The sequence below is a fragment of the Microbacterium sp. A20 genome, from assembly GCF_004794515.1.
Lineage (GTDB): Bacteria > Actinomycetota > Actinomycetes > Actinomycetales > Microbacteriaceae > Microbacterium.
The window spans coordinates 21049-47388 of record NZ_SSDF01000071.1 but is presented as its reverse complement, the minus strand read 5'-3'; the positions used below and the strand labels follow the sequence as shown (position 1 = coordinate 47388).

Below are 26340 nucleotides of genomic sequence, written 5' to 3'. Positions count from 1 at the left end.
CGGAGAAAACCGCAGAATAACGCGGCGAGCGCGGATCAGCGAACCGAGGCGGCGACCTCGAGCACGCGGTCGAGGGAGGCTTCCTCGCCGACGGAGATGCGGATGCCGTCGCCCGAGAACGGACGCACGACGAGGTCGTTCCCGACGAAGGCAGCAGCCACCTCGTCGGTGCGCTCGCCGGTCGGCAGCCACACGAAGTTCGACTGGGAGTCCGGGACGTCCCAGCCCTGCGCGCGAAGCCCCTCCACCAGGCTTCCGCGCCGCTCGACGATGATGGCCACCCGCTCGAGGAGCTCCGGCTCGGCGTCGAGGCTCGCGATGGCGGCGTTCTCGGCGGCCGAGGTGACCGAGAGCGGGATGCCCGTGGTGCGTGCGGCATCGAGCACCTTCTCGTGGCCGATCGCGTAGCCGATGCGGAGGCCGGCGAGACCGTAGGCCTTCGAGAAGGTGCGCAGCACCACCACGTTCGGGTGCTGCTCAAACACGCGCTCGGCCAGACCGTCGATGGCATCCCGCGCCGTCACGAACTCGGCGTACGCCTCGTCGAGGATGATCAGGATGTCGCTCGGGACGCGTTCGACGAAGGCAGCGAACTCCGCCGAGGTGATGATCGGCCCGGTCGGATTGTTCGGGGTGCAGAGGATGATCGCGCGGGTGCGCTCGGTGACGGCATCCGCCATCGCGTCGAGGTCGTGGCGGGAGTCGGCTGTGAGCGGCACCTGGACCCCGGTCGCACCGGCGACCAGCGGAAGGCTCGGGTATGCCTCGAAGGAGCGCCAGGCGTAGATGACCTCGTCGCCGACCGAGGCGGTCGCGAGGATCAGCTGGTGGAGGATCGAGACGCTGCCGGAGGCGACGTGCACCTGCTCGGGGGCGACGCCGTAGCGCGCACCGAGGCGCTCGCGCAGTCGGCCGGCGGTGGCGTCGGGGTAGCGGTTGATCGGCGTCGTGCGCTGCAGGGCTTCGAGCACCGACGGCAACGGCTCGAACGGGTTCTCGTTGCTGGAGAGCTTGAACGCGTCGGGTCCGGCCTGCTTGCCCTGCCGGTACGGCGCGAGGGCGGCGATGGCGGGTCGGATACGGGGCAGGATCGGCTCGGTCACGGGTCGAGTCTACGAGGGGGGCGGAGGCGGGGATGGCCCTGTTCACGCGACATCGGCGGTGGTACCATTTTGGTATGGCGATGACGGTGCGGCTCCCGGACGAACTCGATGCACAGCTCGAGGCGATCGCGCGTGCGCGGCACATGTCGAAGCACGCGGTGATCATCGAGGCGGCGACGCGGTTCGCGAATGACACGAGCCGCTCGGCTCTCGTGGATTCCGCCGTTGACTTCGTGCTCGACAATGACAAAGCCCTGCTCGAGCGCCTCGAAGACGCATGACCGAGTACCTCACCCTGGAAGACGGTCTCCAGATCGTCGAAAGGCTCGGATTTCACGTTCGGGATGCAGGCCTGCTCGCCTCGGCCCTCGCGAGACCCGCGGCTTCACTGTTCGGCGACGACGCCTACGAAACGATCGATCGAAAGGCCGCTGCGCTCCTCGAATCCTTGGCGCGCAACCACCCGCTATTCGACGGGAACAAGCGGACGGCGTGGACGAGCTTCGTCGCGTTCCTGTGGATCAACGGCTGGAAGCACCGCTTCACCACCGACGATGCGTTCGATCTCGTCGTCGGAGTGGCCTCCGGCGCGATCGATCTCGACGAGTCGGAGCAGCGCATCCGCGCGAACCGAATTCCCGTGAGCGACGCCGCAGGCTGACTCTCACCGGCGTCCGTGCGACACTGGTCGGACTATGCGCTTCATCATCCGTGTCGTCGTCAACGCGTTCGCCATCTGGGTCGTCACGCTGATCCCCGCCCTCCAGGTCACGATCAGGGCGTTCCCGCCCGGCGAGACCCTGCAGGTCGTGCTGACGCTGCTGGCGGTGGCCGCGATCTTCGCCATCGTCAACACGATCATCGGCACGGTCGTGAAGATCGTCGCGTTCCCGCTCTACATCATCACGTTCGGCCTGATCGGATTCCTGATCAACGGGTTCCTGCTGTGGCTGACCGCCTGGATCACGAGCGGCTTCGGCTGGGGTCTGACGGTCGGCGACTTCTGGTGGGGCGTGCTCGCTGCGCTCATCATCTCGGTGATCAACGGCATCTTCGGCTTCATCCTCCGCCCGCAGAAGAATCGCTCGCGCCGCGACTGAGCCCGGCGACTACGCCTCGACGTCGAGTCGGAGCGGACTGATCTCGGCGAGGAATTCGAAGTCCCTGTCAGCGTGCAGGAGCGGGACGTCGCGGCGTATCGCGACGGCGGCGATCAGGCAGTCGACCATGCTGCGGATAGGGTGCCCGTTCGCCGCCGAGGCTCGGTAGAGCTCTGCCGCATCTCGGAAGTCGGTGACCGTGCGCAGCGGCGCGAGCGGCAACCCGTTCGCGAGCGCCTCCACCCTCGCGAGCTCCGGCGGTCGCCGAGCCCCGGCGAGCAGTTCCATGATCACCGGCTCGGTGATCGCGATGTCCGCGCCCGCGCCGATCAGGGCGTCGAGTCGCTCGACGACCGGCACGTCGAGGCCACGAAGGTAGGCGATCCACGCGGAGGAGTCGACGAGGATCACGCGTCGCCCCACGGGGACGGCGGATCGTCGCGCATCGCGTCGAGGTCTCCGCTCCATCCCGTGCCCTTCAGACCGAGGAGGAAGTCCTTCGTCAGGGGCACGCCGACCAGCCTGCGGAGCGCGAGATCGACCGCCTCCTTCTTCGTGGAGAGGTCGTATCTGCGCATGACCTCACGGACGAGATCGTCGTCGATGTCGATGTTCGTGCGAGCCATACACGCACGATACACCTCCGATACACCACCCCCAGGGTCATTGCTCCCGCACCCGCTCGGCATGGAATTCGGTGCGTTCGATCTCGACGGCATCGCCGAGCTCCCGCCAGTAGGCGTCGAGCGCCTCGGCACGCGGATCGGAGGAGGCGTCTACCAGCTGCGCGGTCTCGATATAGGCCTCGAGCGCGTGCGGCTGCAGCGACAGGTCGTACAGGCCGTCCTGGGGGTCGACCTCTCGTGTCGCGGTGAAGCTGTCGGGCGATCCGGTTCCCTCGGCCGATCCTCCCGCGGCGAGTCTGGCGACGACGTCGTCCGAGTGCGAGAGCTGGATGAGGGTCTGGCCGTCGTCGAGCGACGACTCCTGGGGACTTCCCGCGGTCAGCTGCATCGCCACGTCGTAGTCGCTCTCCATCGCGAGGCGCGCCGCGATCATCCCGCCCTGCGAGTACCCGACCACATCCACCCGGTCTCCGGGCTCTGCGCCCGCGGCGGCCAGGGCGTCGACGGTCGCCTGATACGACGCCGACCGCTGCCCCTGATAGAGCTCCAGGTTCGACTTCATGTCCCACGGATCCTCCTCGCCGGCCTCCCACGGCACGGAGTTCTGCGTGCCTTTGACGTAGGTCACATACCGGGTCGCGCCGTCGGCCATCGTGTACTTCTCGACCGCCACCTGCGCACTCGTCGACGGCATGCGCGTGAGCGCGCCGGCCACTCCCTTGGGCGCACCGGCCGGGGTCGACGTGGCGGTGGGCGTCACGCGCACCGGGTCGGCCACCCCCTTCAGGACGGTCCCGGCGGGCACCTTCCCGAGCAGGGAGGTGATGCCGGCGAACCCGCCGGCCAGGAGCAGCGACGGCAGCATCCCGAAGACTCCCATCGGCTCGGGCAGACCTCCGTGGCGGCGCCCCACCCAGTCGGCCACCAGCCAATCGGCCATCACTCCGACGCGCGCGTCGCCGTCGATGAGCCGATCGATTCGCGCCTTGATCGTCTTCGCAGCTGCATCGTCTGCGAGAGCGAGGGCGTCGGCCTGCGCGCGGAGCTCCACCACCTCGAACGCGTCCGCCATCAGGAGCGTGCCTGCACAGGCGTCCTCCAGCTCCGCCCGCAGCACGCCGACGCCTTCCCCGCTGCGATGCAACGAGCCGATATCGACCTGTGGGGCGACCTCGGGTTCAGTGGCCAGCAGCGCGCCGGCGCGGACGATCGCGGCCCGAGCCTCCTCGCACTGCATCGCCACCGCCCTCATCCGGCGCCCGACATCGCGCAGCTGCTCGGTGTCGACGGCGATCACCCCGCCGTGCTCGATCTCCACCCCGCTCATTCCGCTCCTCCGGCGTTCAGCTCCCACTGACGCACCTGAAGATGCCCGATCTCGGCGCCGCAGTCTTCGCGCAGTCGCGCCAGCCGCTCATGCAGGGCGCGGAACCCCTCGAACTGCCAATCCGACGCATCGACGAGCGACACGAGAATGGCTCCGACATCTTCGAGCAGCGAGATCGCCGTGCCGATCTCGGAACTGGTGAGCATCCAGACCCAGCTGGCGTCGGAGGCGATGGCGTGATTGTGCGCGAGGGAGTACATGACCCTCAGCCTCTGCGTTCGGCGGGACCGTGACCGACCGGATTCCCGCGGTCGGTGGAGAGAGGAAAGCCGGATTTCAGTGTGCAGAGGAAGCGCGCCTGACCACTTCCGCTGTGCACGATCGGCGGAGGCGGGCAGAATGTATGTGTGACATCCCCGGATCCCTTCCGCGTGATCTTCGTCTGCACGGGGAACATCTGCCGCTCTCCCATGGCCGAGGTCGTCTTCCGCGACCTCGCGGAGCGGCAGGGACTCGGCTCTCGCATCGTCTCGCGCAGCGCCGGCACCGGTGACTGGCATCTGGGCGAGCGCGCCGACGACCGCACGATCGACTCCCTCGCCCGGCGCGGCTACGACGGCTCGCGGCATCGGGCCCGCCAGTTCACCGCCGCGGCCTTCGCCGACAACGACCTTGTGGTCGCCCTCGACCGCACCCACGAGCGCATCCTGCGGGAGTGGGCGCACGACGAGGATGAAGAGGGCAAGGTCACGCTCCTCTTGGCGTTTGATCCGAACGCCTCCACGCACGACGTCCCCGACCCGTACTACGCGGGGGCGGCGATGTTCGATTCGGTGCTCGGTATGATTGAGGCCGCGACTCAGGGCCTGTTCCGCCAGCTCGAACCTGCTCTTCGTCTCCCCCGCTCGCCCCGAACCTTCGGGGCCTCATCAGGAGGACTCCCCTGACTTTCCAGCCTTCGCTCCCGCCGCAGCCCCTGAGCCCCCTCGACGGTCGCTACCGCGGCGCCGTCACCGGTCTCGCCGACTTCCTCTCCGAGGCAGGGCTCAACCGCGCACGGGTCGAGGTCGAGGTGGAGTGGCTGATCGCCCTCACCGACCGCTCGCTGTTCGAGACGAGCCCCCTGTCGGATGCCGACAAGGACCGCCTGCGTGCGCTGTACCGCGACTTCGGGCAGGACGAGATCGACTGGCTCGCCGAGAAGGAAGCCGTCACCCAGCACGACGTGAAGGCCATCGAGTACCTCGTGCGCGATCGGCTCTCGACGCTCGGGCTCGACGGCATCGCCGAACTCACGCACTTCGCCGCCACCAGCGAGGACATCAACTCCGCCTCTTACGCGCTCACCGTGAAGCGCGCCGTGGAGGAGGTCTGGCTGCCGGCCCTCGACACCGTCATCGCGAAGCTGCGCGAACTCGCGGTCGAGCACGCCGACGCCGCGATGCTCTCCCGCACGCACGGCCAGCCCGCGACGCCCTCGACCATGGGCAAGGAGCTCGCGGTCTTCGCCTGGCGCCTGGAGCGCGTGCGCGGCCAGATCGCCGCATCCGACTACCTCGCGAAGTTCTCCGGGGCGACCGGCACCTGGTCGGCGCACCTCGCGGCAGACCCGGATGCCGACTGGCCGACCATCGCCCGCGAGTACATCGAGGGCCTCGGGCTCGGCTTCAACATCCTCACCACGCAGATCGAGTCGCACGACTGGCAGGTCGAGCTCTACGACCGCGTGCGTCATGCCGGCGGCATCCTGCACAACCTCGCGACCGATATCTGGACCTACATCTCGCTGGGCTACTTCGCGCAGATCCCGGTCGCCGGCGCCACCGGTTCGTCGACGATGCCGCACAAGATCAACCCGATCCGTTTCGAGAACGCCGAGGCCAACCTCGAGATCTCGGGCGCCCTGCTCGCCTCGCTCGGTCAGACCCTCGTCACCAGCCGCCTGCAGCGCGACCTCACCGACTCGACCACGCAGCGCAACATCGGCGTGGCGTTCGGGCACTCGCTGCTCGCGCTCGACAACCTGCGCCGTGGCCTTAACGCCATCTCGCTCTCGCGCGATGTGCTGCTCGCCGACCTCGACGTGAACTGGGAGGTGCTCGCCGAGGCGATCCAGACCGTCATCCGCGCCGAGGTGGTCGCCGGTCGGTCCACGATCACCGACCCGTACGCGCTGCTCAAGGAGCTCACGCGCGGTCACCGGGTGGGCGCCGCAGACCTCGCGGAGTTCGTGCAGGGTCTCGAGATCGGCGATGCCGCGAAGCAGCGCCTCCTCGCTCTGACCCCCGCCACGTACACCGGTATCGCCGAGCGCCTCGCCCGCTAGCCGGTCCCCCTCCCCCTCCCACTCTCCCTCTCCCCTCCCCGCGCCACTCCCGCGCCCCGCGCCGCGCAGGGTCGCCGAGTGCACGGATTGTTGCCGAGTGCACGGCCGATTCACGCGGGGATCCCGTGCACTCGACACGATCCCGTGCACTCGAGGATGGCGGACGGGGCGGGCAGACCAGCGCCTGCTCGGGGCATTCGCATCGCGCAGAGCCGCCGAGCGCACGGGTTGTTGCCGAGCGAACGGCGTATTCGCGCGAACTCCCCGTGCGCTCGACACGAACCCGTGCACTCGGCGACCGCGGCATGGGACGGGCGACCGCGGCGCGGGACAGGGGCGGGACGGACGGGGGGCGGGACGGACGGGCGCGGGATGGGCAGGATGAGCGCGGGCTAGGGCGCGGGCTCTCCGGAGTGGTCCTCGACCTTGTCCTTCGGCATGAACGCGGCGGCGAGCAGCGTGAGCAGGGCGGTCACGGCGACCGCGACGAACACCCAGACCGACGCGTGGATGATCGTGTCCGGATCGTCTGGCCCGGCGCCCTGGGCGATGGCCGCGTTCGAGATCGCCCCGAACACCGCGACGCCCACGGCGCTGCCCGCTGACCGCGCGAACGCGTTCATGCCGGTCACGGCTCCGCGCTCGCCCCAGCCCACCGAGGACTGGGCCGCGATCAGGGTCGGCGCGGCGCTCCACCCCAGTCCGAACCCGAGGACGAACGCGATGAGCGACAGCACCCAGGGGTTCGGCCACGACGACACCGACGCGAGGACGATCGCGGCGACCGCGGCGATGCTCATCCCGATCAGAGTGGTGCGGCGGAACCCGATGCGCAGATACAGGCGTCCGACGTTCGCTGCGGCGATCGGCCACCCGAGCGTCAACGCCGCGACCGCGAGGCCCGACAGCAGCGGCGCGATGCCCAGTGAGCCCTCGAGGTAGGCGGGCGCGAAGCTCGTGACGCCGATCATGAGCGCCCCCACCCCGAGCGAGACGAGGGTGGTGGTCAGGATCAGCGGTCTGGCCGCAAGGCGGAGGTCGACGATGGGCTCCGCGACGCGGCGCTCGACCATCGCGAACAGCGTGAGCGCCACGATGCCGATCCCGAAGCACAGCGCGCTCTGCACGGAGATCCACGCCCAGGCATTGCCGCCCTCGAGCATCCCGAGGATCAGGCCGGTCAACCCGACGGTGAGCAGCACGGCTCCCGCGTAGTCGATCCGGTGGCGCTCTGTCTGCTTCTGCTCCTTGTACTTGAGCTGCAGCATCCAGGCCGCGATCAGGCACAGCGGGATGTTGACCCAGAAGATCCAGCGCCACGCGTCGAGCTGCGCGAAGACACCGCCGAGCGCCGGCCCGACGACGGACGAGATCGCCCACACGCTCGCGATGTAACCCTGCACCTTGGCGCGCTCGGCGACCGTGTAGATGTCACCGACGATCGTCATGGCCATCGGTGCGACGGCGCCGGCGCCGAGTCCCTGGATGATGCGGAACACGATCAGCGCCGGCATGCTCCACGCGAAGCCGCAGAGGATCGACCCGAGCAGGAAGAGTGCGATGCCGAGCAGGATGATCGGTTTGCGGCCGACCGTGTCGGCGAACCGCGAGTAGATGGGGACGCTCACGGCCTGCGCCAGCAGATACACCGAGAAGAGCCACGGGAACTGCTGATAGCTGCCGAGATCGCGGACGATGCTGGGCACCGCGGTCGCGAGGATAGTCGCGTCGATCGCGATCAGCCCGGTCGCGAGCATCAGCGCACCGAGGATGGGGCCTCTCGGCGACCGGAGTCCGATGGAGGCGCGGTCGACGGAGGCAGTCACTTCAGGGACAAGCCGATCCGCCGCGGCTCTATTCCGGATCCGCGGGCAGCGGTGCCGACGCCCGAAGACGCCGGCACCGCGACACAGCGTCGTCGACGCGTGCTCAGTCGGCCGGGCCGAGGTCGCGCATCGGCTTTCCGTTCTTCGGGTTGCCCGGCTTCACCTTGCGGCGCTGCCCGTTCACGACCACGATCACGTTGCTCATGCTCGGCGCCCGGTCGGCGACGACGTCGTAGGTCACGACCTTCCCGTCGCGCCACTCGCAGTCGACGCGGTAGCCCCCGCGTGCGCGGAGCCCCTCGAACGACCCTGTCGCCGACCAGTCCGCCGGAAGCGCGGGAAGCAGACGGATGACTTCGCCGTGACTCTGCACCAGCATCTCGACGATCGCGCCGACGATGCCGAAGTTGCCGTCCAATTGGAAGGGCGGATGATTCGCCCACAGGTTCTGCAGCGTGTTGTAGGTGAGCAGCCCGCGGACCATGATCCCGGCCCGCTCGGCGTCTCCGAGGCGGGCGAAGAGGCCGGCGCGCCACGGCCAGGTCCACGAGCGACGGCTGTCGCCGGAGACGGTGGCGGCGGTGAACGGCACCCCGTCCTTCTCGCCGCAGCGCGCCTTCAGCGAGACCAGGGCCGCTGCAGAGAAGTCGGGGGTCTCCGGGGTGATCTGGCGCCCCGGGTACACGGCGAACAGATGCGAGGTGTGCCGGTGGATGTCGTTCGGGTCATCCCGGTCGGTCTGCCATTCCTGCAGCTGCCCCCAGCGTCCGATCCGGTTCGGCGCGAGCCGCTCCTGCATGTCGGCGACGGTCCGTCGGTACTTCTTGTCGACGCCGAGGGCTTCCGCGCACTCGAGGTAGTTCTGGAACAGATCCCAGATGATCTGCTGGTCGTGCATCACGCCGTCTTCGCGAGGGCCGTGCTCGGGAGACCAACCCATCGGTGCGACCAGTGTGCCGTCCGGGAGCTCCTTGAGCTGGTCCTCCCAGAACTGGCAGATCTCCTTGATGAGCGGGTAAGCGAGGTCGCGCAGGTACTTCTTGTCCTGCGTGAACGCCCAGTGCTCGTAGAGGTGCTGCGCATACCAGGCGCTGGCGATCGTGTTCCACTCCCAGGCGTTGCCGCCGAAGATGCTCTGCGAGGTCCGCGCCGTCCACCCGCGCACATCCGTCCCGAACGCGTTCCGCGTGGCGATCCTGCTGGGCACCGCCACCTCGCGGATGAAGGCGGCGAGCGCCTCGTGCGACTCCGGGAGGTCGGCGGTCTCGGCCCCCCAGTAGTTCATCTGGATGTTGATGTTCGTGTGATAATCGCTGGCCCACGCCGGCTGGTTGCTGTTGTTCCACAGTCCCTGGAGATTCGCGGGCAGCCCGCCGGGCTTCGACGAGCTGAGGAGCAGGTAGCGGCCGTAGGCGTACAGCGTCTGCTCGAGGGTCGGGTCGGCCTCGCCCTTCCTGTAACGGAGCAGTCGGCGGTCCATCGGCAGGGCCAGCACAGCGTCGTCGGTCAGACCCCACTCGACCTTCGCGCGCTGCATGAGGCTCTTGACCTGTTCGACGTGCGCTGAGCGGAGTTTCTTCCAGGATCGGGAGGATGCCGCGGACAGCGCCTTCTCGATCGCCGGCTGCGGGGCGGCGCCGCGCCAGCCGTGGGCGGCGCTCAGCCGGTAGTCGGTGCGTGCGTCGAGCAGCAGCGTGATCGATGCGGCACCGGAGATCTGCAGTCCGCTCTCCGCCGCGACCACCTCGCCGTCGGTCTCCGCGATGCGCACGACGGCGGCATGTGTGAGGTCGTTCGCCATCGTGCCGGAGAAGCTCAGCCGTCGGCCGGTCGCGTCCACCGCGGTCGCGACGCCTTCCTGCTTCGAGGTCATCGTGATCAGGGCGGTGAGCGCGCCGGGCCGATCGGTCGTGAACCGCACCGCGATGAGGTCGGCATCCCGACTCGCGAAGGCCTCACGCAGCACGGTGCCCTGTGCCGTCGCGAAGTGCGTGCTGTGGGTGCCGTCGGCGATGTCGAGCGCACGACGGTAGTCGACGACCGCCTTGGCCCCTGCCGTACTGAAGCCGCTCCCGGTGAAGGCGATGCCACCGATGCGGATCGCGCCCGGCGCCGAGAACGAGATGCGGTACATCGCGAAGGCGGTGGAGTTCGCGAACGAGAAGGCCCGACCGGTGCCGCGCTGCGGGAACGTCTCCCCGGAGCGGGTGTCGAGCGTCTTCCAGTCGAGGCCGTCGTCCGAACCGGAGACGACCCAGTCCCGCGGATCCTGGTCCGGAGCATCCGGCGCGCTCGTGAGCACGTATCCGCCGAGCACGCGCTTCGCCCCGAGCTCGACCTGCCACACCGCCCCGGATCCGGCGGCCGGAACCGCCCACACGGTGGTCGGGTCGGCGTCGATGCTGCCGACGAGGGAATCGGCATGGCCGGTCGGGGAGGAGACGTAGACCGCACTGCCCTGCGCGAGGTCGACGCCGCCGAGAGCGATCTCACCCACCTGGAAGTGACTGACTCCCGCCTTGGGCGCGAAGACGATTCGATAGTACGCGTAGGCCGTGGTGTTGGCCAACGTGAAGCTCTTGGTGAGGAGCCGCTGCGGGAAGGGCGCCTCGGCGCGGGTGTCGAGGGTGATCCAGGTCGTCCCGTCGGCGGACCCTTCGACCCGCCAGTCCTGCGGGTCGCGTGCCGGGACATCGTTGGCACTCGTGAGCGCATACGACGACACCGCCACTGGCTCGGCGAGGTCAGCCCGCCAGATCACCTCGGCCGGCGGTGCGATCAGGCACCACTTGGTCGACGGGTTCCCGTCGAAGGTCTTCTCGACGGTCTCCCCACCCGAGACCTCGTAGGGCCCGCCGGGGGACGAGACCTTGCTGCGGGCGCCGAACGCCACCGTCACCTCTCCGAAGTCGCGGAAGGAGCCGAACCCGGTGACGCTGGTGTCGTATGCGCCGTCGGGCTGTCCGGCGAGGGCGTTGTCGTAGTCGTTGACACCGCCCCACAGGCTCTGTTCGCTGAACTGGATGACCTCCGCATCGGGGTTGCCGAACAGCTTCGCGCCAAGTCTGGCGTTGCCGATCGGGAGCGCCTGCGTCTCCCAGTTCGTCGCCGGCGTCCCGTACCAGAGCGCGTACGGCGACAGCTGCGGTCGCGGGATCGCGCGGTCGGCAACCCCGCGCAGAGGCGCCTGAGCCGAGATTCCACTCGCGCCGGCGGGCCGAGCCGCAAGGAACTGAGGGACGAGCGGGGCGAGGAGGGCGAGGCCGCCCACCTGTAGAGCCTGTCGGCGGGAAATGGGGTCCATCATCACAGCAAACCTCCGGAGCATCGTTGATCATCTGGTGCCGTGCGGTCCCGCCGGTCACTGCTGCGGGACGCGACAGGAGCCAGTGTGCGACACCAGACATCGGATGTCTAGAGACGATCGGCCAGAGGGGCAGCCTAAAGTACCGCCGATGAGCGGGTTCGGATCATGCTTTAATCCGATGTTCAGCGCGAGCAACCGAGCGCGCGGGCCCGATGCTCAGCGGCTCAGGAGGATGCCGGACGACCCGGCGCCTCGGAATCGGGGGTCTCCCCCTCGAGCGCCTCGCCCTCGGGCTCCGGGTCGTACAGCACCGGACGGTCGATGGTCTTGGTGACGTCGGCGGGGTCGACCGCGAGGATCAGCATCGCCAGGATCAGCAGCGTGACGATGAACGCCCCTCCGCCGACGACGAGCCCCAGCGCGACGGGAGTCAGACCGTCGTAGGTGCCGTTCGCGATCGCCGTGTTCACACGCGCGGTGAAAGCGCCGGTGGAGACGAGCGTGACCACCATGGCGAAGACGCCGCAGCCCAGCGCGATCAGCAGCAGGTGCAGCGGGCGCAGGATGTCCCGACGGGTGGGCTTCTCGTCGCTCATCGCTCTCCTCCGTGCTCCGCGGGGGCGGCACTGTCGTTCGATTCGGTGGCCGTGGCGGCGGCATCCACCCGCTTCGGGGTGAGTCCGGCGATGCCGAGGAAGACCGCGACGATCGCCGCGTAGCCGCCGAACATGCCGACACCGAGGATGATGCCGGACAGCACGAACGTGCCGGCCTTGTCGATCGTGTACTCCTGGAGGAAGTCGGCCGGGATCAGCAGCAAAACGATTCCCAGCAGCACGCCCAGCGCGCCGACGGTGATCGCGTCGCGCGACAGCGGATCAGCGGTACGACGCGAGCGGATGCCGGCGAGGATCTCGACGCCGCCACTCACGATCGCCCAGGACGACACGACGATGAAGAACAGGTCGTCGGAACGCCAGGCCGGGATGCCGCTCACACCGCCGGCGACGATGCCGAGCGCGGCGAGCAGGATGTACGACCAGCGCGAACCCGCCGGGAGCACCAGCCACGCCGCGAGCAGTTGGACGAGAGCAGTGGTGAAGACGAAGCCGCTGACGACCGAGAGGCCGACGGGGGCGGAGTGGTCCGATGAGAACGTGATCATCAGTGCGGCGACGGCGGCGAACAGCGCGCGCAGCAATTGCACGTGGCGCATGGTGAATGCGCGAGCAGGGGCAGACATGACGGTCCAGAGTCCTCCGGGGTGTTCCTCCCAGTCTACGCGGGGGCGCGGAGCCGCGACGCCGACGGGCGTGCCGAGGAGGATTCGTGAAGCCCGGCGGATCTCCCCAGATCGATTGCCGGGCTTCACGACGTACGCAGCACGGGGGGGCATCACTGCGTCAGGTCGGTCTCGCAGGGTCGGGCACCCTGCCTGCGATGACGACCAAGTGACCCCACATGCCCACCCGGTCCCCTGAGGTGTGCGCGTGCGGTCGTATGCTCACTTTAGGACGGTGGTATTCACATACCGGACGGGGGCTGTGATGAGTTACGAGTATGACGAACGCAGGTCCGGCTCCGATGCTTTCGCGGCGACTCTGCGCGACGCGATCAACGCGAGGCACGTGACGCTGTCGTGGTTGCATCAGCAGCTCAACATGCGCGGGAACCGGGTGTCGATGGCGACGCTGAGCTATTGGCGTTCGGGGGCGCGTCGCCCGGAAGGTGCGCAGTCGCTCGCCGCGCTGGTCGACATCGAGGATCTCCTCTGTCTCGACGCCGGGGCGCTGCGCCGACACCTCGGCCCCACGAACAGGACCGGTCCGCTCGGACCGAACCAGTTCCCCCTCGATGAGGAGGAGCTCGAGCGCGCCGTCATGATGGCCTTCAGCGCGCTGGGCGCGTCGTACCCCGACACCTCGCGCGAGCTGACCACCCACTCCGTGACCGACGTCGACGCCGACGGGAACGTCGCCTACAGCATCACGCGCAGCATCGTGCAGTCCACGATCGGCACGATCACGGCCATCCCGTTCCTCGAGATCACGCCGGGCGTCAGCACCCCCGCGCCGATTCTGAGCGCGGTGTCGGGCGGACGCATCACCGCCCGATACTCGCACCCCGACGGCGAGGTGCACGGGGTGCTCTTCGAACTCGACGTGCCGCTGACCGCACCGGACACCGCGATGGTCGAGTGGTCGGTGACGTATCCGCCCGACTATCCGCCGATGCGCGACACCGGCCATGCCCTGGCGCAGAAGGCCAGAGAGCTGCTGGTGTGGACGCGCTTCCACCCGGATGCCGTGCCGGACTGGTGCGAGGAACGGGTCGAGACTCCGGACGGCGTCACCGTCACCGACGTGCCACTCACCCGAGGGACGTCGGTGCACCTGGTGCGTCGCGCGTTCGGCCCCGGCGCGCTCGGGCTGCACTGGGGATACGGCCCGCGGGAGGATCAGCCGGGCTGATCGCCCGTGGCGACCGGGCGGCCGGGCGTGTTGGACCACTGGCTCCACGAGCCGGGGAAGACCCGGGCGTCGATGCCCACCTCGTGCAGGACGAGTGCCGTGTGCGCGGCCGTGACACCGGATCCGCAGTAGGCGGCGACCGGAGTGCCGGGCGTCACCCCGATCTCGGCGAAGGACGCGAGGATCGTCTCGCGGTCGAGGATCCGGCCCGCAGCATCGAAGTGCACGGGCTCCGGGAGGTTCCGCGCGCCGGGGATGTGTCCGGCGACCGGGTCGTACGGCTCCGAGTCGCCGCGGTACCGGTCTGCCGCTCGCGCGTCGATCAGCACGCCCGACTGCGGGAACGCGGCCGTCTCGTCGATCGACAGCGCGTCGCCGCCGATCTCGTCGAGCACGACGTCGCCCGGCTCGGGCACCACGTCGTCGGTCGCGACCTCGAACCCCGCGGCCTGCCAACCGCGGATGCCGCCGTCGAGCACCCGCACATCGACGCCGCCCTGGCGCAGCAGCCACCAGGCGCGCGCCGCGGAGATGCCCTTGAAGTCGTCGTAGGCCACGACGGTGTCGCCCGCCCGGACGCCCCAGCGACGGGCCGCGGCCTGGAGCGTGGCGGTCGACGGCAGCGGATGCCGCCCCTCCGACGGTTCGCCGTGCGTGGCGAGCTCGGTGTCGAGGGAGACGAACACGGCACCGGGGATGTGGCCCGTCAGGTAGTCGTCATGCCCGGCCTCGGGTCGATCGAGCCGCCACCGCACGTCGATAACACGCACGGGCGCACCTCCGCTCAGCAGGTCGTCCAGCTCGGATGCACTCACGAAGTCGCTCATCCTGCGAGGCTACCGAGTCCGCAGCGGCATCCGGTCCGTGGCCGTCTTCCGGTGTCACTTTCGAATCGCGCGAATGGTCCGATCCGACGGCCGAATCGAACCCTCTGCGCGATTCGAGACCTCGACGCGCGACTATGCTCGATCCGGCAACGTCGAGAAAGGGCCAGCGATGCCCTCTCGTCTTCGGTGGATGCGGTTCCGCCCGCAGGAGGCCGCGCTCATCGCGATCACCGCGGTGTGGGGCGGCACGTTCCTGCTCGTGCACTGGGCGATGGAGCACTCGGGGCCCTGGTTCTTCGTCGGCATCCGGTTCCTGATCGCCGGGCTGATCAGCGTGGTGATCTTCCGCCGGGTGCTGCGCGGCATCCGCTGGCGCGATGTCGGCGCCGGCGTCGCGATCGGCATCATGATCTACCTCGGCTACGGACTGCAGACGCTCGGGCTGCAGACGATCGACAGCAGCACCTCGGCGTTCATCACGGCGATGTACGTGCCGCTGGTGCCGCTCGCGCAGTGGGCCGTGTTCCGCAAGCGCCCGCCGGCGATGGCCTTCGTGGGCGCGGGGTTGGCGTTCGTGGGGCTGCTGCTGATCGCCGGGCCCGACGCCTTCGCGCTCACCCTCGGCACGGGCGAGATCGTCACCATGATCAGTACTCTGCCCATCGCGGCCGAGATCATCCTGATCAGCCTGTTCGCCGGGAAGATCGACCTCGGCCGCATCACCGTCATCCAGCTGCTGACCGCCGGGGTGCTGGGGCTGCTCACGATGCCGGTGGTGGGTGAGAGCGTGCCGGAGTTCTCGTGGATCTGGGTCGGCTGCGCGGTGGGGCTGGGTGCGGCGAGCTGCCTGATCCAGCTGACCATGAACTGGGCCCAGAAGTCGGTCTCCCCCACGCGCGCGACCATCATCTACGCCGGAGAGCCGGTGTGGGCAGGGGTCATCGGCCGTATCGCCGGAGAACGCCTGCCCGCGACAGCGCTCATCGGCGGTGCGCTCGTCGTGCTCGGCATCCTGGCCAGCGAGCTGAAGCTCGTTCGTCGGCGGCGGCGGGCGGCGCAGGCGGGCACCGAAACGACCGCACCTTCCGACGGCCAATCGCAGTTCTGACGGCCGGATCTGGCGGATCCGGCCGTCAGAACTGTTTTTCACCGCACGAAGCGCGGGGCGAAGCGCGGGGCGAGGGTCGCGGACGCGCGGATGCCCGCGTCGTCAGAGCGTGAGCAGCACCTTGGTCGCGCGACGCTCGTCCATGGCGCGATAGCCCTCGGCGGCGTCCTCGAGCGGGAGGGTGAGGTCGAACACCTTGCCGGGGTCGATCTTCCGGTCCCAGATGAGCTGGATCAGCTCGGGGAGGAAGCGCCGCACCGGGGCGGGGCCGCCGTGCAGGTGCACGCCGGAGAAGAACAGCTCCTCGCCCGGCAGCGCCACGTCGTGCGAGACGCCGACGTAACCCACATGTCCGCCGGGACGGGTCGAGCGGATGGCCTGCATCATCGACTCCTGCGTACCGACCGCCTCGATCACCGAGTGCGCGCCGAGCCCGTTCGTGAGCTCCTTGATGCGCGCCACCCCCTCGTCTCCGCGCTCTTCGACGATGTCGGTGGCGCCGAACTCGCGCGCGAGTGCCTGCCGGTCGGCGTGCCGGCTCATCGCGATGATCCGTTCGGCGCCGAGTTCGCGGGCAGCGAGGATGCCGAGCAGGCCCACCGCTCCGTCGCCGACGACGGCGACCGTCTTGCCGGGTCCCGCCTCAGCGGCGACCGCCGCGAACCACCCCGTGCCGAGAACGTCGGATGCCGCAAGCAGCGAGGGGATCAGGTCGGCGTCGGGCTGCCCGGGCGTGACGACGAGCGTGCCGTCGGCGTGCGGGATCAGCGAGTACTCGGCCTGCGTGCCGTACTTTCCCATCGGGACGACGTGCACGCAGCGGGACTGGTAGCCCGCCTGGCAGATCTCGCAGGTGTTGTCCGAGGCCATGAACGAGCCGACCACGAAGTCGCCGACCTTCAGGGTCTGCACCTCGTCGCCGATCTCCTCGACGACGCCGACGTACTCGTGACCCATCGGCGTGTGGTCGACGTTGTCGTCACCGCGGTACGGCCACAGGTCCGACCCGCAGATGCAGGTCGCGGCGAGCCGGATGACGGCATCCGTCGGCCGGGTGATCGTCGGCTTCTCGCGCTCCTCGACCCGGACGTCGCCGGGGGCGTACATGACTACTCCACGCATTCGTGCTGCTCCTTCTGTCGTGTGGATCCAGTCAACGCGCATTCCGTCCCGGGTGGGAGGCTCTGTCGGGGCACCCCTCGGATCGCGATCCACGGGAATAGTTCGTCGAGCGGCGCGTTGCACCCGACATGATTGAAACTTCAACCGTCGCTCCGGTCGCCACGGAACGCACCCGCGTCCGCGTGCCGCTGCGCTTCGGCGACGGCTTCTCCACCACCGCAGATGTCGTCACCTTCGACGGCCTGGTCGACGGCCGCGAGCACCTGCTGCTCGGCCTCGGCGACTGGCGCTCGGCCCTCGAACGCGCCGTCGACGGCGGGGATGCACCCCTGGTCCGCCCGCACAGTGAGTGCCTGACCGGCGACGTCTTCGGCTCGGAGCGCTGCGACTGCGGCCCCCAGCTGCGCGAGGCCGTCGAGCGCATCGCCGACGAAGGCGGCTTCCTGCTGTACCTGCGCCAGGAGGGTCGCGGCATCGGCCTGTACGCCAAGCTCGACGCCTACGCGCTGCAGGATGCCGGACTCGACACCTATGAGGCGAACGTCGCCCTGGGTCACGGCGAGGACGAGCGCGACTACACCGTCGCCGCGCAGATGCTGAACGCGATCGACGTCGACGGCATCCGTCTGCTGAGCAACAACCCCGACAAGGCCGTGCAGCTCGAGGCACTCGGTATCCGCGTGACCGAGCGGGTGCGCACCGAGGTGCACCTGTCGGAGGCCAACTCCCGCTACCTGCAGGCCAAGCGGGACCACACCGCGCACACGCTCGACCTGTCGGCGGCGTGACACAGGAGTGACACTCGAGGAGGGCACCATGACCGCGGAGCCGCAGCATCCGCGTCGACTCGACGACGGCGAGATGGCGACCTGGCTCCCCGTCATCCGGTTCGTCCAACTGCTCCCGCAGGTGCTCGACCGCACCCTGAAGGAAGAGGTCGGGCTGAACCACGCCCGCTACGCGATCCTCATCACCCTCGCCGGGCGGGGTGAAGGCACGGTCACGATGACGGAGCTCGCCCGCATCGCCGGACTCAGCCGCTCGCGATTGAGCCATGCCCTCGACTCGCTCGAGGAGCGCGGCTGGGTGGAACGCACATCCTGCAGCTCCGACAAGCGCACGCTCTCGGCCGCCCTGACCGCCGAGGGCCGCGAGATGCTGCGCACGGCCGCGCCGGTGCACGTCGAGCAGGTGCGCGAGCTCGTGCTCGACCCGCTCACGGACGAGGAGCGCGGGCAGCTCGGGGCGATCCTCGGCAAGCTCCTGCCCGGCGTGACCGCGGCACTGTAGCCGGCGGCCGCTTCAGCCCCGGAGCGACCGCATCCGGTCATGCTTCCGGGATCGCGCGACCGAAGGTCTCGAGGGTGACGTCCTCGGGCTCCGGGCCGCGACGCTCGCCCGTGTCGAGCTCGTCGATCGAAGACAGCTCCGCCGCCGTGAGCTCGAAGTCGAAGACGTCGAAGTTCTCGGCGATCCGTGCCGGACGCACCGACTTCGGCAGGGCCGAGCGGCCCTGCTGCAGGTGCCAGCGGAGCATCACCTGGGCGGGCGACTTGCCGTGCGCGACGGCGATCTCCTGGAGGGTCTCGTCGTCGAAGACGGAGGCTCCGTTGGGGCGGTACGCGGTGATCCCGCCGATCGGCGACCACGCCTGGGTGACCGTGCCGGCCGCGGCATCCGCCTCCTGCACGGCGCGCTGCAAGAAATAGGGATGCACCTCGATCTGGTTGATCGCCGGCACGATGCTCGTCTGCTCGGCGAGACGCGCAAGGTGGTCGACCATGAAGTTGCTGACCCCGATCGCGCGGACCCGGCCGTCGGCGAGCAGCGCCTCGAGCGCCTTGTATGCCCCGACGGTCAGGTCGAACCGGGTCGGCAGCGCCTGGTGGAGGATCAGCAGGTCGAGCTGGTCGACGCCGAGCTTTCCGGTCGACTTCTCGAACGCGTGCAGCGTCTCGTCGTATCCGTAGTCGCTGATCCAGACCTTGGTCTCGATGAAGACCTCTTCGCGCGGGATACCGGAGCGACGGATCGCCTCCCCGACCTCGCGCTCGTTGCCGTACGCCGCGGCGGTGTCGATGAGCCGGTAGCCGGTCTCGAGCGCCGTGGCGACGGCATCCACCGTCTCCTCGGGAGCGGCCTGGAAGACGCCGAAGCCGAGAGCCGGCATGGTGACGCCGTTGTTGAGGGTGAGATTCATGGTCATGCCTCCAGTGTGCGCCGCCGTCGAGATCGGAGGGAGGGCCTGGCATACCCCCTCTCTGACCGGTACCGCCAGTACCTCCCTCGTCCGAGCCGGAGGGCGTAGCGTCGGAGCATGGACACCCGCAGCGAGGTGCGCGAATTCCTCTCGACGAGGCGCGCCCGCATCACCCCCGACCAGGCGGGCCTGCCCGTATTCGGCGGCAACCGCCGCGTTCCGGGCCTGCGCCGCGAAGAGGTCTCGCTGCTCGCGGGCGTCAGCGTCGACTACTACACGCGCCTCGAACGCGGCGACCTGTCCGGGGCTTCCGGCAGCGTGCTCGACGCCCTCGCCACGGCGCTGCAGCTCGACGAAGCCGAGACGGCTCACCTGTTCGACCTCGCCCGCGCCGCGAACGCCTCGCCGATCGTGCGGACTCCGCGGAAGAAGTCCGGTGAGTTGCGCGCCAGCATCCTCCGTCTGCTCGATGCGATGACCGAGGCCCCGGCGGTCGTGCGCAACAACTACTTCGACTACCTCGCCGCCAATGCGCTGGGCCGTGCTCTCTATGCCCCCGTGTTCGCGCAGCCGAAGCCGAACAGCGCACGCTTCGCCTTCCTCGACCCGGCCGCGCAGGACTTCTACCCCGAGTGGGATCGCAACACCCGGGAGCTGGTCGCGGCGATGCGGGGCGAGGCGGGACGCGACCCGTTCGACCGGAAGCTGACCGACCTCGTCGGCGAGCTCTCGACGAGGAGCGAGCGGTTCCGCACGCTGTGGGCCGCCCACGATGTGCGCTTCCATCGGACGGGCGTGAAACGCATCGCGCATCCGGTGGTCGGCGAGATCGAATTGACCTACGAGGCGTTCGCGCTGCCGGCAGACCCCGGGCTGCACCTTTCGACGTACACGGCCGAGCCGGGGACGCCTTCGGCCGACAAGCTCCGGATGCTCGCCAGTTGGGCGGCGACCGAGGCGGCAGCATCCGAAGCAGCGGCATCCGAGGCCGCTTCCGAACGCACCGCTTCCGAACGCACGTCTTCCGAACACACCGCCGGCCGCGCCGACGCCTGAGCGGCAGCGGTTCTGCTCTGAGCAGAACAGCTCGAACCCGCCGGATGCCGCGGTTTATCGTGAGGCATGGCCGACCTGATCTCGTTCCCGCGCACCCCTCGCACCGATCGCCCGAAGTCGAACGGTCCCGAGCCGCTGTGGCGTCAGCTGCTGGGCGACCAGCTGCGTCGCCGTCGGCACGACCGCGAGGAGACCCTCACCGAGACCGCGGAGAAGGCTGGTGTCTCGCCGCAGTACCTCTCCGAGGTCGAGCGAGGACTGAAGGAGCCGTCGAGCGAGATGATCGCGGCGATCGCCGGGGCCCTCGACACCAGCCTGATCGAGCTCACGAGCGCCGTGGCCGATGACCTGCGCGCGGCCGCGGAGCCGGCATCCGCTGCGGTCTCGGTCTCGGTGTCGCGCGGCTCCTTCGCCCTCGCCGCCTGACCCGCCTGACCCGCCCGAGCCGCCCGACCCGCCCCTTTCGGTACCGCCTGACCCGCCCTTTCGGTGCCACCTGTCGGGAGAATTCACGGATGTCGGGAGTAACCACGGCGTGTCTCCCGACATCCGTGCATCCTCCCGACATCCGTCCGTGGGAAGCGTCCCCCGGAGGGGTCAGGCCCGCGGGCCGAGCACCGTGTCGATCAGCCCGTAGTCCAGCGCCGCGGATGCCGTGAACACCCGGTCGCGGTCGGTGTCGGCGCGAAGCTCTGCGACCGTGCGACCGCTGTGCCTGGCGAGTATCTCCTCCATGTCGGAACGCACCCGCACCACCTCGTCGGCCGCGAGGATCAGGTCGGGGATCGCGCCGCGCGACTGCCCGGCCGGCTGATGCAGCACGATGCGGGCGTGGGCGAGGGCGGCACGCTGCCCTGATTCTCCGGCGGCGACGAGCAGCGCGGCCGGGCCGATCGCCTGCCCGACGCACGTCGTCGCGATGGCCGGACGGATGTGCTGCATCGTGTCGTAGATCGCCAGCGCCGCCCCCGGATCGCCGCCCTCGCTGTTGATGTAGAACTGGATGCCGCTCTCCGGGCTGTCCGCGTCGAGGTGCAGCAGCTGCGCGATGAGGGCGTTCGCGACCCCCGCATCGATGCCCGTGCCGAGGTAGATGACGCGCTCGGCGAGCAGGTGGGAGTAGACGTCCATGATGCGCTCGCCCCGCGGATGCTGCGCGATGACGTTCGGGATCGAGTACGTGCTCATGCGTTCACCCCCAGCCCGACGCGCGCGCGTTGTCGCGGCATCACCTCGGCGATCGAGGCCACGATCCCATCGATGAACCCGTACTCCTGCGCCTGGGCCGCGGTGTACCAGCGGTCGTGCAGCGAGTCCTCGAAGATGCGGTCGAGGGGCTGCCCGGTGTCTGCCGAGATGAGACCCAGCACCGTGTCGCGCATGTGCCGCAGGTCGTGGGCCTGCGTCTCGATCTCGCCCGCGGAACCGCCGATGCCGGCCGAACCCTGATGCATGAGGATGCGCGCGTGCGGAAGCGCCCGCCTCTTGCCGGGGGTGCCGGCGGAGAGCAGGAACTGCCCCGCGCTGCACGCGAGTCCGAGGGCGAGGGTGGCGACATCGTTGGGGATCAGCCGCATGATGTCGCGGATCGCGAGCATCGACGGCACCGAGCCGCCGGGCGAGTGGATCCAGAGGGCGATGTCGGCGACCGGGTCCTCGGCCGACAGTGCGAGCAGCTGCGTCATCAGCAGCGTGCCGTTGTCGTCGTCGAGCGCACCGTCGAGCACGAGCACCCGCTCGTGGAACAGCGCGCGCCGGGCCTCGGGGCCGAACTGCGGGATGGAGGGGTTGTCTTCGCTCATGTCCCCAGCATCCGTCGCCGCCGCACGCGATCGGCCGGATTCTGCCCTGAGCCGCTCTGCCCTGAGCGGATGCCGGTGGGACGGCATCCGCTCAGGCAGGGGTGGGGAGGGGTGGGGTCAGGCGGCGAGGGCGAGGGAGCGGCGATGGCTGACGCGATGACCGACCCAGAAGCCGATCGCGATCAGGCCGGCGAGCGCGATACCGAGGATCCAGGGCAGCATCGACGGGGCGGCTCCGGCCGTGGCGGTCGCGAGCGTGCCCGATCCTTCCGCGATCAGGCCGTTGCCCTCGGCCAGGTCGGCGGCGCCGGCTTCGAGCTTGTCGCCGCCGGCCGCGAGGTCTCCCGAGCCCTGCGCCACGGCATCGGCTCCGGTCGCCAGCTTTCCGATGCCCTCGTCGAGGTCGCCGGCACCGGACTGGAGGGTGCCGACCCCCGTGGCGAGCGTGGTCGCGCCGTCGTTCAGCCGGGTCGCACCGGCGCTGAGGTTCGAGGTGCCGGCGTACAGCGAGGAGGCCCCGGAGGACAGCGTCTGCAGTCCCGTGGCCAGCTTGGCCGCGCCGGCCGAGAGCTGCGCGGTGCCGGACTTCAGGGTCTGCGCGCCGGCGGCGAGGGCGGGGGCCGCAGCGGGGTCGACGAGGGCGACGGTTCCGGGCCATCCCTTCGAAGGGTCGCCGTTCACGATCGCGCCCACTCCGGCCGTGACGCGCGTCGCACCGTCTGCGGCGCCGATGAGCCCCTGCGCGAGGGCGGGGGCCGCCGCCGTCGGTGCCGCCATGGCGTCCACCTGCTGATCCACGCCGGCCGCGAGGCGCGCGAGCGCCTGCAGCGTCGGGTTCTCGGGGTCGGCCGCGAGCAGTCCGGCGAGACCGTCGGCGAGCCGCTGGGAGTTGCCCGGTGCGGTGGCTGCGAGGCCTTGGAGGGCGGTCTTCGTGTCGGGGCGGGCGAGGGTCTGCACCGAGGGGGTCACGCCCGCCGTCAACGCGTCCCTCAGTTTGGTCGCACCGTCGAGCACGGCGTTCGTGTACCGATGAGCACCGTCGACCCCGGCCGCGAGCTTCGCTGCTCCCGTCGCGACGGTCTGCGCTCCGGCATCCGCCTCCACGAGCTTCGACGCGAGCTCCTGCGCTCCGGCGAGTGCGGTCTGGGCTCCCCCGCTGATCCTGCCCGCGCCGTCGACGGCCGAGGCGGCACCTGCGGCGAGACTTCCGGCGCCCTCCGCGAGGGTGGTCGCGCCGGCTGCCGCCTTCGTCGCACCGTCGCTCACCTTCTGCGATCCGTCCTTCGCGACGGCCGCACCGGATGCGAGGTCGTCGCTGCCCTCGGCGAGTCGGTCGGCACCGTCCGAGAGATCGGTGGCACCGGCGGCGAGTTCGGCCGAACCGCCCTTCGCCGAGGTCGTGCCGTCGGCCAGTTCGGAGGCGCCGGCGGCGATCTTGTTCGTCACCACGAAGAACAGGATCACCATCGCGGCCAGCAGCAGGCTGAGCACGATCACGGCGATGCGCATGCCGTTGCCGTGCGCGTGGGGTTTCGTACTCGTCATCGAGGACTCCCGGGGGTCAGTGGCGTCGTTGCCACGGGTGACTGTATGGGCGCGCCGGTACACGACCCGCGGATTTGCCGCTCGAAACCAAGTCTCAGCGACGCTGGCACTCAGTTTCTTGTGGCGAGTCCACAAACGGAGCCTGTGGCGGTCCGTCGTCGCCCCGAAAACGCCTCGTAACATCGCGGACTCACGCCCCGCCTACTCTCGTGCCCATGGCGAAGCAGAAGGCACCGGCCTGGCAGTGGTCGGAAGACGGACTCAACTTCCGCACCCGCAAGTGGGTGCGGCCCGAGGATCTCAACGCGAACGGCTCCCTCTTCGGTGGGAGCCTGCTGAAGTGGATCGACGAGGAGGCGGCGATCTACGCGATCGTGCAGCTGGGCAACTACCGCGCGGTCACCAAGCACATCTCGGAGATCAACTTCGAGGCATCGGCGGTGCAGGGCGACCTGATCGAGATCGGCCTGCAGGCCACGCACTTCGGCACGACGTCGCTGACGATGCGCGCGGTCGCCCGCAACATGATCACGCGCAAGCGCATCCTGACGATCGAGAAGATCGTGTTCGTCAGCCTCGATGAGGACGGAGTGCCGACCCCGCACGGCTACCGCGAGATCACCTACGACCGTGACCGGATGCCGACCGAGCACAGCACGACCGGGACGATCCGACTCCCCTCGCTCTGACTGCCGCGACCGCGAACCGCCCGAACCACCCCGCTATGTGCGAACGGCCCCCCTGCGCGCGTCACTCATGGGGGTGGCTCGGACGGAGAGGGGTGGCTCGACGGACGAAGACGCCGCCGCGAACGCCTGGGCGAGATCGGCGATCAGGTCATCGACGTCCTCGAGGCCGATCGACAGACGCAGCACATCGGCGGACGGGCGGGCTTCGGGCGGCACCGGGCGGTGGGTGAGCGCGGCCGGATGCTGGATCAGCGAGTCCACCCCGCCGAGTGAGACGGCGTGCGTGAACAGGCTCGTCGCGGTCGTGACGGCGGATGCCGCGGCGAACCCGCCCCGCATCCGCATCGCGATCATCGCGCCCGTGCCGCGCATCTGCCGTTCCAGGATGCCCCGCGGGTCTCCGTCGAGACCCGGATAGAAGACCTCGGCGACCTCGGGACGGTCGATCAGCCACTGCACCACCCGCCGCGCGCTCTCCTGCTGGTGCCGCACCCGCACCGGCAGGGTCGTGAGACCGCGGTGGAGCAGGTACGCCCCGAGCGGATGCAGGAGCCCCCCGGTCACCGCCCGCACGCGGCGCAGCGCCTCCGCGGTCTCTTCGCTGCAGGCGACGACTCCGGCGATCACATCGCCGTGGCCGCCGAGGTATTTGGTCGCGCTGTGCAGTGACATCGCGGCGCCCAGGTCGATCGGGTTCTGCAGGATCGGGGTCGCGAACGTGTTGTCGACGACGACCGGCACGGAACCCGCCTGACGCACCACTTCGGCGATGTCGGCGATGTCGAGCGTGGGGTTCGCGGGGGTCTCGACGACCACGAGCCCGGTGTCGGACCGCATGGACGCCGCCACCTCATCGGGGTGGCAGTACGTGGTCTCGACGCCGAGCAGTCCGGACCCGAGCAGGTGATCGGTGCCGCCGTAGAGCGGACGCACCGCGACGACGTGGCGTGCGCCCGTCGCCCCCGTGTGCGCGAGGATCACCGCCGTCATCGCGGCCATCCCCGAGGCGAAGGCCACCGCGGCCTCCGCGTGCTCGAGCTCGGCGAGCGCCTCTTCGAAGCGGGCGACCGTCGGGTTCCACAGCCGCGCGTAGACCATGCTGCCGTCGGCGGGCGGGCGGCCACCCGTGGCCATCGCCTCGTAGGAGTCGCCGCCGCGCTCGATGTCGGGCAGCGGGTTCGTGGTCGACAGGTCGATCGGCAGCGCGTGGACCCCGAGACCCTCGAGATCGGAGCGCCCGCTGTGGACGGCGACGGTGTCGGGATGCAGCGGTGCAGTCATGTCTCCACGTTGCCGGAATCACGGCATCGGCGCAGGAAGTCGACAGAACACGCAATCGATTCGGCATCCAACGCTATTCTGTGCAGCATCCGGCGTCCGAAAGGGGAGCACATTGGCGAAAGCACAACTCGACGAGACGGATCTCGAGCTGCTGGCGATCCTCACTCGGGATGCCGAGACGACCAACAAGGCTCTGGCGCATCGCCTCGGCCTCGCCGAGTCGACGTGCGCGCACCGTGTGCGGGCGCTGCGCGAGCGGGGCGTGATCCGCGACACCCGCATCAGCATCGACGGGGCGGCTCTCGGCTTCCCCCTGCAGGCGATCATCAAGGTGCGCCTCGCCAACCACACCGGCGCCAAGGTGACGGCGCTGTTCGACGCGCTCGCCTACATCCCGCGGGTGCTGCAGGTCTTCCACGTCGCCGGCGTCGACGACTTCCTGGTGCACGTGGCCGTGCAGGATGCGACGGCACTGCGTGACATCGTGCTCGAGCACATCACGGTGCACCCGGTCGTGCGGGGCACCGAGACCCAGCTCGTGTTCGAGCTGCGCGACGGCCCCGGCGTGCTCCCCCGCTGACCCCGGACCTGCCTCGCCTTCGTTCCGGTCGCACTTTCTGTCGC

Annotated in this window: 29 protein-coding genes; 13 read left to right on the top strand and 16 right to left on the bottom strand. The window is 69.6% G+C overall.

All coding sequences use genetic code 11. The features are described from left to right. Window positions 1–35: 35 nt before the first annotated feature. Window positions 36–1103, bottom strand: a complete 1068-nt coding sequence (locus DW298_RS07945; RefSeq protein ID WP_136041912.1) for a histidinol-phosphate transaminase — start codon at window positions 1101–1103, stop codon at window positions 36–38. A 74-nt stretch (window positions 1104–1177) separates the two neighbouring features. Here DW298_RS07945 and DW298_RS07940 point away from each other — a divergent pair, with 74 nt between their 5' ends. From DW298_RS07940 to DW298_RS07930, 3 genes are read left to right on the top strand one after another with little or no spacing between them, the layout of a single operon-like run. Beyond that, the gene (locus DW298_RS07940; RefSeq protein ID WP_136041911.1) at window positions 1178–1384 is read left to right on the top strand and encodes a ribbon-helix-helix protein, CopG family; all 207 of its coding nucleotides are present in this window, start codon (window positions 1178–1180) and stop codon (window positions 1382–1384) included. Then, window positions 1381–1764, top strand: a complete 384-nt coding sequence (locus tag DW298_RS07935) for a type II toxin-antitoxin system death-on-curing family toxin (protein WP_136041910.1) — start codon at window positions 1381–1383, stop codon at window positions 1762–1764. The genes DW298_RS07940 and DW298_RS07935 overlap by 4 nt, the downstream gene beginning before the upstream one ends. Window positions 1765–1798: 34 nt before the next feature. After that, complete coding sequence (locus DW298_RS07930; protein WP_136041909.1) at window positions 1799–2203, top strand: phage holin family protein; 405 nt, start codon at window positions 1799–1801, stop codon at window positions 2201–2203. A gap of 9 nt (window positions 2204–2212) precedes the next feature. Here the strand turns inward: DW298_RS07930 and DW298_RS07925 are convergent, their stop codons facing one another. Genes DW298_RS07925 through DW298_RS07910 form a run of 4 tightly spaced genes read right to left on the bottom strand, consistent with a single transcriptional unit; the run spans window position 2213 to window position 4416 of the window. Continuing rightward, the gene (locus DW298_RS07925) at window positions 2213–2614 is read right to left on the bottom strand and encodes a PIN domain nuclease (RefSeq protein ID WP_205820303.1); all 402 of its coding nucleotides are present in this window, start codon (window positions 2612–2614) and stop codon (window positions 2213–2215) included. Further along, window positions 2611–2829: a type II toxin-antitoxin system VapB family antitoxin gene (locus DW298_RS07920; protein WP_136041907.1), complete on the bottom strand. Its 219-nt coding sequence runs from the start codon at window positions 2827–2829 to the stop codon at window positions 2611–2613. The genes DW298_RS07925 and DW298_RS07920 overlap by 4 nt, the downstream gene beginning before the upstream one ends. Before the next feature lie 37 nt (window positions 2830–2866). Further along, window positions 2867–4156: a hypothetical protein gene (locus DW298_RS07915; RefSeq protein WP_136041906.1), complete on the bottom strand. Its 1290-nt coding sequence runs from the start codon at window positions 4154–4156 to the stop codon at window positions 2867–2869. Further along, window positions 4153–4416: a hypothetical protein gene (locus tag DW298_RS07910; protein ID WP_136041905.1), complete on the bottom strand. Its 264-nt coding sequence runs from the start codon at window positions 4414–4416 to the stop codon at window positions 4153–4155. Before DW298_RS07910 ends, DW298_RS07915 begins: the two co-directional genes overlap by 4 nt. A 147-nt stretch (window positions 4417–4563) precedes the next feature. Here DW298_RS07910 and DW298_RS07905 point away from each other — a divergent pair, with 147 nt between their 5' ends. Together DW298_RS07905 and purB are read left to right on the top strand one after the other, a co-directional pair. Then, entirely contained in the window at window positions 4564–5103 is a 540-nt protein-coding gene (locus DW298_RS07905; protein WP_205820302.1) for a low molecular weight protein-tyrosine-phosphatase, read from the top strand. Then, window positions 5100–6482, top strand: a complete 1383-nt coding sequence (gene purB, locus DW298_RS07900; protein ID WP_136041904.1) for an adenylosuccinate lyase — start codon at window positions 5100–5102, stop codon at window positions 6480–6482. The genes DW298_RS07905 and purB overlap by 4 nt, the downstream gene beginning before the upstream one ends. Window positions 6483–6874: 392 nt before the next feature. Here the strand turns inward: purB and DW298_RS07895 are convergent, their stop codons facing one another. The 4 genes from DW298_RS07895 to DW298_RS07880 form a co-directional block, all read right to left on the bottom strand. After that, complete coding sequence (locus DW298_RS07895) at window positions 6875–8308, bottom strand: MFS transporter (RefSeq protein WP_205820301.1); 1434 nt, start codon at window positions 8306–8308, stop codon at window positions 6875–6877. A gap of 103 nt (window positions 8309–8411) precedes the next feature. Next, entirely contained in the window at window positions 8412–11615 is a 3204-nt protein-coding gene (locus tag DW298_RS07890) for a glycoside hydrolase N-terminal domain-containing protein (RefSeq protein WP_205820299.1), read from the bottom strand. A 224-nt stretch (window positions 11616–11839) separates the two neighbouring features. Further along, window positions 11840–12211 (bottom strand): hypothetical protein, encoded by a 372-nt coding sequence (locus DW298_RS07885; protein WP_136041903.1) that lies wholly within the window; start codon window positions 12209–12211, stop codon window positions 11840–11842. Next, the gene (locus DW298_RS07880) at window positions 12208–12858 is read right to left on the bottom strand and encodes an acyl-CoA synthetase (RefSeq protein ID WP_136041902.1); all 651 of its coding nucleotides are present in this window, start codon (window positions 12856–12858) and stop codon (window positions 12208–12210) included. The genes DW298_RS07885 and DW298_RS07880 overlap by 4 nt, the downstream gene beginning before the upstream one ends. Before the next feature lie 304 nt (window positions 12859–13162). On the opposite strand from DW298_RS07880, the gene DW298_RS07875 reads away from it, so the two are divergent. Beyond that, window positions 13163–14086: a hypothetical protein gene (locus DW298_RS07875; protein WP_136041901.1), complete on the top strand. Its 924-nt coding sequence runs from the start codon at window positions 13163–13165 to the stop codon at window positions 14084–14086. Here DW298_RS07875 and DW298_RS07870 read toward each other — a convergent pair. After that, complete coding sequence (locus DW298_RS07870) at window positions 14074–14913, bottom strand: sulfurtransferase (protein ID WP_136041900.1); 840 nt, start codon at window positions 14911–14913, stop codon at window positions 14074–14076. The genes DW298_RS07875 and DW298_RS07870 overlap by 13 nt on opposite strands. A 169-nt stretch (window positions 14914–15082) precedes the next feature. On the opposite strand from DW298_RS07870, the gene DW298_RS07865 reads away from it, so the two are divergent. Continuing rightward, window positions 15083–16021: a DMT family transporter gene (locus tag DW298_RS07865; protein ID WP_168429541.1), complete on the top strand. Its 939-nt coding sequence runs from the start codon at window positions 15083–15085 to the stop codon at window positions 16019–16021. A gap of 102 nt (window positions 16022–16123) precedes the next feature. On the opposite strand, the gene DW298_RS07860 is transcribed toward DW298_RS07865, so the two are convergent. Then, complete coding sequence (locus DW298_RS07860; RefSeq protein ID WP_136041899.1) at window positions 16124–17143, bottom strand: zinc-dependent alcohol dehydrogenase family protein; 1020 nt, start codon at window positions 17141–17143, stop codon at window positions 16124–16126. A 128-nt stretch (window positions 17144–17271) separates the two neighbouring features. Between DW298_RS07860 and ribA the strand changes: the two genes are divergently transcribed. Together ribA and DW298_RS07850 are read left to right on the top strand one after the other, a co-directional pair. Further along, window positions 17272–17931 carry a GTP cyclohydrolase II gene (gene ribA / locus DW298_RS07855; protein ID WP_136041898.1) on the top strand — a complete coding sequence of 220 codons (660 nt, stop codon included), beginning with the start codon at window positions 17272–17274 and terminating at the stop codon, window positions 17929–17931. Between the two features lie 28 nt (window positions 17932–17959). Continuing rightward, window positions 17960–18433 (top strand): MarR family transcriptional regulator, encoded by a 474-nt coding sequence (locus DW298_RS07850; RefSeq protein WP_136041897.1) that lies wholly within the window; start codon window positions 17960–17962, stop codon window positions 18431–18433. A 37-nt stretch (window positions 18434–18470) separates the two neighbouring features. On the opposite strand, the gene DW298_RS07845 is transcribed toward DW298_RS07850, so the two are convergent. After that, complete coding sequence (locus DW298_RS07845) at window positions 18471–19343, bottom strand: aldo/keto reductase (RefSeq protein WP_205820310.1); 873 nt, start codon at window positions 19341–19343, stop codon at window positions 18471–18473. Between the two features lie 117 nt (window positions 19344–19460). Here DW298_RS07845 and DW298_RS07840 point away from each other — a divergent pair, with 117 nt between their 5' ends. Together DW298_RS07840 and DW298_RS07835 are read left to right on the top strand one after the other, a co-directional pair. Further along, window positions 19461–20399: a helix-turn-helix transcriptional regulator gene (locus DW298_RS07840; RefSeq protein ID WP_136041895.1), complete on the top strand. Its 939-nt coding sequence runs from the start codon at window positions 19461–19463 to the stop codon at window positions 20397–20399. A gap of 66 nt (window positions 20400–20465) precedes the next feature. Continuing rightward, complete coding sequence (locus tag DW298_RS07835) at window positions 20466–20825, top strand: helix-turn-helix transcriptional regulator (protein WP_136041894.1); 360 nt, start codon at window positions 20466–20468, stop codon at window positions 20823–20825. 171 nt (window positions 20826–20996) lie between these two features. Here DW298_RS07835 and DW298_RS07830 read toward each other — a convergent pair whose 3' ends face one another. From DW298_RS07830 to DW298_RS07820, 3 genes are all read right to left on the bottom strand, one after another. Beyond that, the gene (locus DW298_RS07830) at window positions 20997–21587 is read right to left on the bottom strand and encodes an ATP-dependent Clp protease proteolytic subunit (RefSeq protein WP_136041893.1); all 591 of its coding nucleotides are present in this window, start codon (window positions 21585–21587) and stop codon (window positions 20997–20999) included. Then, window positions 21584–22201 (bottom strand): ATP-dependent Clp protease proteolytic subunit, encoded by a 618-nt coding sequence (locus DW298_RS07825; protein WP_205820296.1) that lies wholly within the window; start codon window positions 22199–22201, stop codon window positions 21584–21586. The genes DW298_RS07830 and DW298_RS07825 overlap by 4 nt, the downstream gene beginning before the upstream one ends. 117 nt (window positions 22202–22318) lie before the next feature. After that, entirely contained in the window at window positions 22319–23746 is a 1428-nt protein-coding gene (locus DW298_RS07820; protein ID WP_168429542.1) for a hypothetical protein, read from the bottom strand. A gap of 215 nt (window positions 23747–23961) precedes the next feature. Here DW298_RS07820 and DW298_RS07815 point away from each other — a divergent pair, with 215 nt between their 5' ends. After that, the gene (locus tag DW298_RS07815; RefSeq protein ID WP_136041891.1) at window positions 23962–24435 is read left to right on the top strand and encodes a hotdog domain-containing protein; all 474 of its coding nucleotides are present in this window, start codon (window positions 23962–23964) and stop codon (window positions 24433–24435) included. Window positions 24436–24468: 33 nt separating this feature from the next. Here the strand turns inward: DW298_RS07815 and DW298_RS07810 are convergent, their stop codons facing one another. Beyond that, the gene (locus DW298_RS07810) at window positions 24469–25716 is read right to left on the bottom strand and encodes a PLP-dependent aspartate aminotransferase family protein (protein WP_136041890.1); all 1248 of its coding nucleotides are present in this window, start codon (window positions 25714–25716) and stop codon (window positions 24469–24471) included. A 112-nt stretch (window positions 25717–25828) separates the two neighbouring features. Here DW298_RS07810 and DW298_RS07805 point away from each other — a divergent pair, with 112 nt between their 5' ends. After that, complete coding sequence (locus DW298_RS07805; RefSeq protein WP_136041889.1) at window positions 25829–26296, top strand: Lrp/AsnC family transcriptional regulator; 468 nt, start codon at window positions 25829–25831, stop codon at window positions 26294–26296. Window positions 26297–26340: the final 44 nt, after the last annotated feature.

What these genes read in the sequence shown, in the direction of transcription:
- DW298_RS07865 (WP_168429541.1), top strand. Translation starts at nt 15,083, where the DNA reads ATGCCCTCTCGTCTTCGGTGGATGCGGTTCCGCCCGCAGGAGGCCGCG.
- ribA (WP_136041898.1), top strand. Translation starts at nt 17,272, where the DNA reads ATGATTGAAACTTCAACCGTCGCTCCGGTCGCCACGGAACGCACCCGC.
- DW298_RS07835 (WP_136041894.1), top strand. Translation starts at nt 20,466, where the DNA reads ATGGCCGACCTGATCTCGTTCCCGCGCACCCCTCGCACCGATCGCCCG.
- DW298_RS07890 (WP_205820299.1), bottom strand. Translation starts at nt 11,615, where the DNA reads ATGATGGACCCCATTTCCCGCCGACAGGCTCTACAGGTGGGCGGCCTC.
- DW298_RS07810 (WP_136041890.1), bottom strand. Translation starts at nt 25,716, where the DNA reads ATGACTGCACCGCTGCATCCCGACACCGTCGCCGTCCACAGCGGGCGC.
- DW298_RS07845 (WP_205820310.1), bottom strand. Translation starts at nt 19,343, where the DNA reads ATGAATCTCACCCTCAACAACGGCGTCACCATGCCGGCTCTCGGCTTC.
- DW298_RS07910 (WP_136041905.1), bottom strand. Translation starts at nt 4,416, where the DNA reads ATGTACTCCCTCGCGCACAATCACGCCATCGCCTCCGACGCCAGCTGG.
- DW298_RS07825 (WP_205820296.1), bottom strand. Translation starts at nt 22,201, where the DNA reads ATGAGCGAAGACAACCCCTCCATCCCGCAGTTCGGCCCCGAGGCCCGG.
- DW298_RS07830 (WP_136041893.1), bottom strand. Translation starts at nt 21,587, where the DNA reads ATGAGCACGTACTCGATCCCGAACGTCATCGCGCAGCATCCGCGGGGC.
- DW298_RS07820 (WP_168429542.1), bottom strand. Translation starts at nt 23,746, where the DNA reads ATGACGAGTACGAAACCCCACGCGCACGGCAACGGCATGCGCATCGCC.
- DW298_RS07870 (WP_136041900.1), bottom strand. Translation starts at nt 14,913, where the DNA reads ATGAGCGACTTCGTGAGTGCATCCGAGCTGGACGACCTGCTGAGCGGA.
- DW298_RS07850 (WP_136041897.1), top strand. Translation starts at nt 17,960, where the DNA reads ATGACCGCGGAGCCGCAGCATCCGCGTCGACTCGACGACGGCGAGATG.
- DW298_RS07860 (WP_136041899.1), bottom strand. Translation starts at nt 17,143, where the DNA reads ATGCGTGGAGTAGTCATGTACGCCCCCGGCGACGTCCGGGTCGAGGAG.
- DW298_RS07885 (WP_136041903.1), bottom strand. Translation starts at nt 12,211, where the DNA reads ATGAGCGACGAGAAGCCCACCCGTCGGGACATCCTGCGCCCGCTGCAC.
- DW298_RS07875 (WP_136041901.1), top strand. Translation starts at nt 13,163, where the DNA reads ATGAGTTACGAGTATGACGAACGCAGGTCCGGCTCCGATGCTTTCGCG.
- DW298_RS07935 (WP_136041910.1), top strand. Translation starts at nt 1,381, where the DNA reads ATGACCGAGTACCTCACCCTGGAAGACGGTCTCCAGATCGTCGAAAGG.
- DW298_RS07880 (WP_136041902.1), bottom strand. Translation starts at nt 12,858, where the DNA reads ATGTCTGCCCCTGCTCGCGCATTCACCATGCGCCACGTGCAATTGCTG.
- DW298_RS07930 (WP_136041909.1), top strand. Translation starts at nt 1,799, where the DNA reads ATGCGCTTCATCATCCGTGTCGTCGTCAACGCGTTCGCCATCTGGGTC.
- DW298_RS07940 (WP_136041911.1), top strand. Translation starts at nt 1,178, where the DNA reads ATGGCGATGACGGTGCGGCTCCCGGACGAACTCGATGCACAGCTCGAG.
- DW298_RS07840 (WP_136041895.1), top strand. Translation starts at nt 19,461, where the DNA reads ATGGACACCCGCAGCGAGGTGCGCGAATTCCTCTCGACGAGGCGCGCC.
- DW298_RS07815 (WP_136041891.1), top strand. Translation starts at nt 23,962, where the DNA reads ATGGCGAAGCAGAAGGCACCGGCCTGGCAGTGGTCGGAAGACGGACTC.
- DW298_RS07920 (WP_136041907.1), bottom strand. Translation starts at nt 2,829, where the DNA reads ATGGCTCGCACGAACATCGACATCGACGACGATCTCGTCCGTGAGGTC.
- DW298_RS07915 (WP_136041906.1), bottom strand. Translation starts at nt 4,156, where the DNA reads ATGAGCGGGGTGGAGATCGAGCACGGCGGGGTGATCGCCGTCGACACC.